The organism is Microcoleus sp. LAD1_D5 (assembly GCF_036702115.1).
Lineage (GTDB): Bacteria > Cyanobacteriota > Cyanobacteriia > Cyanobacteriales > Microcoleaceae > Microcoleus.
The window spans coordinates 39,490-45,891 of the sequence record NZ_JAUBSA010000051.1 but is presented as its reverse complement, the minus strand read 5'-3'; the positions used below and the strand labels follow the sequence as shown (position 1 = coordinate 45,891).

Below are 6,402 nucleotides of genomic sequence, written 5' to 3'. Positions count from 1 at the left end.
TCCCTACCGGCTGGGTCAAACCGGACTAATTGGAAACTCTGTTCCGCCGCCAACCTCTCCAACCCGTAATCATTCAACCCTACCGGCTGGGTCAAACCGGACTAATTGGAAACCCAATAGGAATCAGTTGTGCCGCGTAATCTAGAACTTCGACTCCCTACCGGCTGGGTCAAACCGGACTAATTGGAAACTTTAGGTACCGAACATGAGTTCGTTCTGGTCCTGAGCGGTGTTCCCCTACCGGCTGGGTCAAACCGGACTAATTGGAAACACTAGTACTTATAGACACTCTTTGATAGCATGTAAGATTTTCCCTACCGGCTGGGTCAAACCGGACTAATTGGAAACTTGAACCTGAGAATTTGGATATTCTCTAAGTGCTGTCTGGGTCCCTACCGGCTGGGTCAAACCGGACTAATTGGAAACACCTGTAGCTCTTGCTCATGTAGCTTGAATAATTTAAGTCCCTACCGGCTGGGTCAAACCGGACTAATTGGAAACTCGTAGACTGAGCAGATCCTGCTAAAAATTTCATCGCAGCCCTACCGGCTGGGTCAAACCGGACTAATTGGAAACGGAAGTTGCTCCGTCACGCAAGGCCCACCGTGCTGCTTCACCTACTCCCTACCGGCTGGGTCAAACCGGACTAATTGGAAACATATGGATTCTATCCCCTGGCCGAATTTCCATGTCGATTCCCTACCGGCTGGGTCAAACCGGACTAATTGGAAACGGACGTCCATTAACTAGAACTTCAACTGAAATCAAACTCCCTACCGGCTGGGTCAAACCGGACTAATTGGAAACCCCCGCAGCAGTTATATAAACCAAGCGACATACCAAGAATCCCTACCGGCTGGGTCAAACCGGACTAATTGGAAACGGTAATGGAGAAATCAGACTCTCTATCACGTTTTTTACTTAAAAATGCACCCTACCGGCTGGGTCAAACCGGACTAATTGGAAACTTCCAAAGCCATGATGCAAAGACTTCGAATTGGGGTTTAGTTCCCTACCGGCTGGGTCAAACCGGACTAATTGGAAACCTTAAATAGTTTGTTCCTTACTCTCATTGTTTTCAATTGCAAGCCCTACCGGCTGGGTCAAACCGGACTAATTGGACACTTGACCTGCATAATTAACGCATAACTTGTACATTATCCCTACCGGCTGGGTCAAACCGGACTAATTGGAAACAAGGAGTCCTGTTTACATATAGGGTAAAGCGGGTTTCTGTTCCCCCCTACCGGCTGGGTCAAACCGGACTAATCGGAAACGAAAATCAGTAAACAGTACCACACTAGGAAACTGTGAAAATTTCACAAGAAACTCATTAATTTGGAGAATCGCCCCCTTAGCTGACTAGATAAACTCAAACGATCGCTCTCCCTCGTTGGCGTTAGCCTTGCGGAACAAATCGAGTAAACCCCATCATTGATCTTGCTTGCAATAACTCGGCAGAGGCATAACCGACAACTGATTAAAATCAAAAACAGTCCCCCTAAAGTCAAAGTTTGCAAGAGGTCTGGCAAACGTAGCCACACCGCAAGCATTGGTCATATTAACTATCAATCTCCGCCGAATAACTCGCAAGTGTTGAAAAGAGGATTCAGTTCCCACCCAGAAATAAACCCCGATCGCCCCCGCATCAATTACCTGACCAGAGAACCCGGAGCCACTAGGAACTAAACCCCGACGAGGGATAATCCCGTCTACTTCAAAAACATCTAATCTGGGGTTACTAATTTTGATCCAACCAGAATTAACCGGATAAGTTGAGGTGCTTTCTACCAATAGGCTAATGGCTACGGCAGTCCTTGGGGGATTGTTGGGAATATATAGAAGATCGACCCCATTAACTACTGCTCTGTAAGGTTGCGTGTATTCAGGATTTGCCCTTGCTACCTCTGGTAAAAGAGCCATTATACCCACCACTAAAAGCGATTTAAAACCCAGAAGCTGGTGCATAAGTAGTATAAGTGTTCCCTGTCTTCCGACAAACTAAGCCGACACTGTTAGTAGTTGGTAAAGAGCTTAATATGTACTGAACAAGTGGCAACTCAGTCTCAAACTCTGTAAATGGTCGAGAAGCCGTGATCCGGAAGGAGGCAAACCCGCAGTTATTAGCCTTAACTCTGACAATGTTCAGAGAAGACACCGCAGCTACGATCGATCCCGCTCCAGTCCCGCCTCGAATGTACCAGATAGCCTCCCCAACGCCGATATTCCCATCCCTGAAAACAGAGCCTACAGGGTGATTAACATTTGATACGCCACTGGCGCAAGTTGGTACAGCTCCGACCACCATATTACTCGCGATCGAAACCCCGCCAACCTTGATATCTGTGATCCCGCCAATATTACCGCCCGTCTTGTGTTGAAATCGTCCCCAACCACAAGCATTTAAGGTAAGGTTCCTATTTCTAGTTACTTCTACCATCAAAGGAACAGAGGATCCCGGTGTCTGATTAGGTACAACTATCCGATCGCGCGCCCCACCAGTCGATCGATGAACCTGACCAAAACTCGCGCTAGCTACTTGGGGAACCACGACCAATCCCAAGGCAAAGAGTGAGGCTATCAATTTTCTCATAATAAAAAAGGGGAATTTCACCCCTTAAAGTCTTGCTATTAATAGTGAATCAAAACTTAGAAACCAGATAAAGGAGCAAAGGCGATCGCGCCCCCGGTGGAAGAGTTACGGCAGATTAAGCCCCCGTTGGTAGTAGAGGGTAAACTTGCCAGAGTGTAGTTAGTCCCAGAGTGGGTGAAGTTGGTTAAGGGGCGAGTTGCGGTAATGGTGAAACTAGCAACCCCGCACTTATTAGATTTAGCTTTGGAGATTTTATTGGTATTCACATCGATCGCATAAGCCCCAATAGTAGTACCACCCCGAACCCAGATCACATTGGCAGCCTTAACAACCGTGCCTGTCGGACCAGTATTATTTGTGCTGTAAAAAACTGCCCCGGTGCTAGTAGTTTCTTTTACACAGGTAGGAGCCACACCGGGCGCGATCGATAAAGTTGATCCACCAGCGACGAGCGAAGCCACGGGAGCCGTAGTCGACTCGGTAAACTTGCCCCAACCGCAGTTATTAAGAGTTAGAGAACGACTCCTAGTATTTAGGGTGGTAATCTCGATCGAAGCCTCTGGAGTTTGCCCAGGGATAACTACTCTTTCTTTGCCGTTGACAGTTGATCGATGCACCCCGTTAAAACTGGCGGTTGCAACCTGTGGCAGAATAGCAATCAATCCCAAGCCGAGGGCGATCGAGGCGCTGAGAATTGAAAATCTTTTTTTTCTAGACATAAAGCCTCCTAAATTCATCTGAATGTTGAGCTTTATATACGCAACTTCTAATTTTGGCAATAGGTAAATTTATGAAATTTATATTTAAATTAATTCCCTTTCTAATTCCGATCGCCCTATTTGTTTTTCTGTTTTCTCCAAAGAGTGATCCGGCAGTTGATGCACAATCTCAAGGTTGTAATTTAATCAGAATTAGTGACGGTGATTCGATCGTGTGTAGTATGTCTATTGAGCAGATTCAAGATGGGGTTACTGAGCAGATTCAAAATGAAGAGAAAATTAGATTTTGTGGGATTGATGCCCCGGAAATGTCCCAACCTTTGGGCAGGGAATCTAAGCAGAAATTAACTGATTTTTTACAAGGTAAAGAAATAATAATTAGTCCGATCGAGCGCGATCGTTATGGGCGACTTGTAGCTGAGGTCTTTGTGAAAATTTCACAGCAGTCTGAAGAAGAATTATTTATTAATGCCGAGATGGTGCGATCGGGGATGGCTTATCATTACGCCCAGTATTCAGATAGTTGTTGGGGAAGGCTTGAGATTGAAGATGCAGAGAATCAGGCAAGGTCACGATCGATCGGTGTGTGGAATGGTACCAATGAGAAACCCTGGGATTACCGGAGAAGGACGAATTAGGAAATATTCACGGCTGCCCTTCGGGTTCGCACTCTGCAACGTCCTCAAAATCATACATAGGGCGTAGGTTCTAGCGTTGTACGATCGTTTCCGTGAGGTGATCATGAAGGGCGCCTTGATGCGCCCAAGAGTAAGAACGTTTATAAACAGCGAAGCGCTCATCTGCAAAGCTCGATCGATATTGCACTCCAATTAATCAAGAACGTCCACAAACAGCGAAGCGCTCATCTGTGAGAGCCAAGCACCCGCCCGGCTTCGCCCAGCTATAGAGAAGAAACACCGCTAAAAGCCGTGTAAACCCCAGAAAGACCCCGCCCCCCGTCCCCTGTAAACCCAAGAGGGAAATCAAGAGATCGTGTCGCTATGCTCCCTAGAAGAAGAGGAGCCAGCAAAGGCGGCTATGTGATCGCTGTCGGTGGGATACAGAGATTTTAAGAGCCAGCGAAGGGGGGGTTCCGGTTTTTTGAGGGGTGAAAAAATGAAAAAATGCTTTGTTTTAGCGTGATATCATGCTATAATGATTGTAATCATTAGTTTTCAGGGGTGCGATCGTGGTCTTTCCTTTTGCTAGTTTTCCCGCTTTCGGTTTCTCCGGTTCTCGGTCGTCGGTGCCTTCGGTTTGTGCTGGTGTGGCGGCTCGTGTTCCCTTGGGTGCTCGTGTCTTTGTGGGTTGCGCTGCTGGGGTCGATGCCTTTTTTCGTGGGGCTTTTCCGGGGGCTGTCGTTTGCTCGGTGTCTTTTGTGGGGCGGGGGGCGTTTGCGGCTCGGTCTTCGGCTTGCGTTCGGGCGGTGCAGTCTGCTGGTGGTTTGTGGGTTTCCTTTCCGTCTGGTCCTTGTCCGGCTGGTGTGGTTCCTTCCCGGCGTTGGCGTTCCTCTGCCGGGTCTGGCTCTTGGGGTTCCTTGGCTCTCGCTGTCGGTCTGGGGGTTCCCGTCTTGGTCTTTGCCCCGTTTGGGGTTCCCTCTGGCTGGGGTTTCTCGCCCTTGGGTTCCGGTTGGTTCTGTCTCCTGCCCCCGGCGCAGTTGTCGCTCGTCTAGTTCCCGCCCCGGCTTTGCTGGGGCTTTTTAGTCCCTTTGTTCAATCGCTTGCGCCCCACCCAACCCACCCCCCTAAGTTCTGAATTTAGATCAGTTATCAGTTACTTGTACTGAGCAAAGTGTCAGTTATCAGTTATCAGTTATCAGTTTTCTTCTACTAAGTAAAAACATCTTAGAAAATATCCTTAAAAACCTTGCTTTTAGCGTGATATCAAGCTATAATGAGATTAATCTCAATCGTGAGAGGGGGTGAAAATCCCACACTAATTCATTTATTACGAGGTTACGAAAATGGAAAATATCTTACGTGTCGAAGTGGCGATCGAGTGGGGAGTTAAGCCGGATCAGGTTCCCCAAAGTTTTCTAGATTTAATCAAGGATTCTGCCTTTGCTCAGGAGTTGGTTATTCGGTACGAGACTCGGTACTTAACTTATCAATGTGACCTAGAGGAGGCTGCCCAAGCATACGAACAGCTAGCTGCCTAGTTTCAAAGGGGGTGAAATTCCCCCAATTGAGGCGGGGTAAAGCGATAGAGGTACAACCGTTGATCAGCCTAGCCGCAAAACTCACGGGGCGTAGTTGCAAATACGATCCGCAAGATGCAAAAAAAATGCGGGGGGATGAAATTTCCCTCCACACTAATTCATTTATTACGACCATGATACAACACAAAAACTTTCCACGTTTATCGAGTGATGCGCTTTCCCGTGCTGCTGCCCAAGTTGACGCGATTCTTAAGCTCGAATTAAACCTCATTGACATTGACTGTGAAATTTTCACACTATCCCTAGATTTGGAATCTGTGCAAGTTGTAGCGGAGAGGTCGATCGCCTTTGATGCCAACTACAAAAATGATGCCCAACGCAAGAACGCCTTACAGAGCAAACTTAATCAGTCTGGGAATCTTGCCAAGCGGAAAGCTCTACAGCAACTCAAGGCAAGGAAAGCCCAATCCGAAGCCCACCTAGGCGCAGCTAAGAGGATTTATCAATTGTCTCTACTCCAAGCTCAGGGAGGTGCAGACAATGGCTAAAACTAAAGCTAATTTGCTAGAAGATATTGCCATCCTTCACGGCACGATCGAGCGCCTAGAAAAACAGTTAGAGGATGAAATTTCTAAATCTATGATTTCTGATACTGAGATTAGATTTCTCAAGGAAAGATTAGAGGTTTTTGATGATTTAATTGCTGAAGCACTGGGCAGAAATTTAGCCTTAGTTCAAGAAAATCAGTTATTAATCCGGGCTGAAATTATCACCACTTTCCGAGAGGTTAAGGCTCAACATGATCAAGAGGAAAGCGATCGAGACAATGCTTTTTTATCTGATCTAGAGGAGCGAAAAAATCTAGAGGACTTGTACAAATCTACTGGTATCTATTACTAATAATTACGGGGGTTTAACCGCCCCCAAGGAGA

8 protein-coding genes and 1 CRISPR repeat array are annotated in these 6,402 nt (G+C 47.0%); of the genes, 5 read left to right on the top strand and 3 right to left on the bottom strand.

The window, feature by feature from the left end:
- Window position 1 precedes the first annotated feature (1 nt).
- Window positions 2-1,277: a CRISPR direct-repeat array (repeat unit 36 nt; unit sequence CCCTACCGGCTGGGTCAAACCGGACTAATTGGAAAC).
- Window positions 1,278-1,431: 154 nt separating this feature from the next.
- The 3 genes from QUA70_RS19830 to QUA70_RS19820 are packed head-to-tail and all read right to left on the bottom strand — an operon-like array spanning window position 1,432 to window position 3,312.
- Window positions 1,432-1,923 carry a hypothetical protein gene (locus tag QUA70_RS19830; RefSeq protein WP_333410637.1) on the bottom strand — a complete coding sequence of 164 codons (492 nt, stop codon included), beginning with the start codon at window positions 1,921-1,923 and terminating at the stop codon, window positions 1,432-1,434.
- Between the two features lie 22 nt (window positions 1,924-1,945).
- Window positions 1,946-2,593 carry a hypothetical protein gene (locus QUA70_RS19825; protein ID WP_333410635.1) on the bottom strand — a complete coding sequence of 216 codons (648 nt, stop codon included), beginning with the start codon at window positions 2,591-2,593 and terminating at the stop codon, window positions 1,946-1,948.
- Between the two features lie 56 nt (window positions 2,594-2,649).
- On the bottom strand, window positions 2,650-3,312 hold the full coding sequence (locus QUA70_RS19820) for a hypothetical protein (RefSeq protein WP_333410633.1): 663 nt from the start codon (window positions 3,310-3,312) through the stop codon (window positions 2,650-2,652).
- 71 nt (window positions 3,313-3,383) lie between these two features.
- On the opposite strand from QUA70_RS19820, the gene QUA70_RS19815 reads away from it, so the two are divergent.
- From QUA70_RS19815 to QUA70_RS19795, 5 genes are all read left to right on the top strand, one after another.
- Complete coding sequence (locus QUA70_RS19815; protein ID WP_333410631.1) at window positions 3,384-3,950, top strand: thermonuclease family protein; 567 nt, start codon at window positions 3,384-3,386, stop codon at window positions 3,948-3,950.
- 551 nt (window positions 3,951-4,501) lie between these two features.
- Window positions 4,502-4,984 carry a hypothetical protein gene (locus QUA70_RS19810; RefSeq protein ID WP_333410630.1) on the top strand — a complete coding sequence of 161 codons (483 nt, stop codon included), beginning with the start codon at window positions 4,502-4,504 and terminating at the stop codon, window positions 4,982-4,984.
- 291 nt (window positions 4,985-5,275) lie between these two features.
- Window positions 5,276-5,470 carry a hypothetical protein gene (locus QUA70_RS19805; protein WP_333410628.1) on the top strand — a complete coding sequence of 65 codons (195 nt, stop codon included), beginning with the start codon at window positions 5,276-5,278 and terminating at the stop codon, window positions 5,468-5,470.
- A 173-nt stretch (window positions 5,471-5,643) separates the two neighbouring features.
- Window positions 5,644-6,018, top strand: a complete 375-nt coding sequence (locus QUA70_RS19800) for a hypothetical protein (RefSeq protein ID WP_333410626.1) — start codon at window positions 5,644-5,646, stop codon at window positions 6,016-6,018.
- Complete coding sequence (locus QUA70_RS19795; RefSeq protein ID WP_333410624.1) at window positions 6,011-6,370, top strand: hypothetical protein; 360 nt, start codon at window positions 6,011-6,013, stop codon at window positions 6,368-6,370. Before QUA70_RS19800 ends, QUA70_RS19795 begins: the two co-directional genes overlap by 8 nt.
- The last annotated feature ends 32 nt before the right edge of the window (window positions 6,371-6,402 follow it).

Excerpts from the sequence above, each read along its gene's own strand:
- QUA70_RS19805 (WP_333410628.1), top strand. The coding sequence starts at position 5,276 with ATGGAAAATATCTTACGTGTCGAAGTGGCGATCGAGTGGGGAGTTAAG.
- QUA70_RS19825 (WP_333410635.1), bottom strand. The coding sequence starts at position 2,593 with ATGAGAAAATTGATAGCCTCACTCTTTGCCTTGGGATTGGTCGTGGTT.
- QUA70_RS19800 (WP_333410626.1), top strand. The coding sequence starts at position 5,644 with ATGATACAACACAAAAACTTTCCACGTTTATCGAGTGATGCGCTTTCC.
- QUA70_RS19830 (WP_333410637.1), bottom strand. The coding sequence starts at position 1,923 with ATGGCTCTTTTACCAGAGGTAGCAAGGGCAAATCCTGAATACACGCAA.
- QUA70_RS19795 (WP_333410624.1), top strand. The coding sequence starts at position 6,011 with ATGGCTAAAACTAAAGCTAATTTGCTAGAAGATATTGCCATCCTTCAC.
- QUA70_RS19820 (WP_333410633.1), bottom strand. The coding sequence starts at position 3,312 with ATGTCTAGAAAAAAAAGATTTTCAATTCTCAGCGCCTCGATCGCCCTC.
- QUA70_RS19815 (WP_333410631.1), top strand. The coding sequence starts at position 3,384 with ATGAAATTTATATTTAAATTAATTCCCTTTCTAATTCCGATCGCCCTA.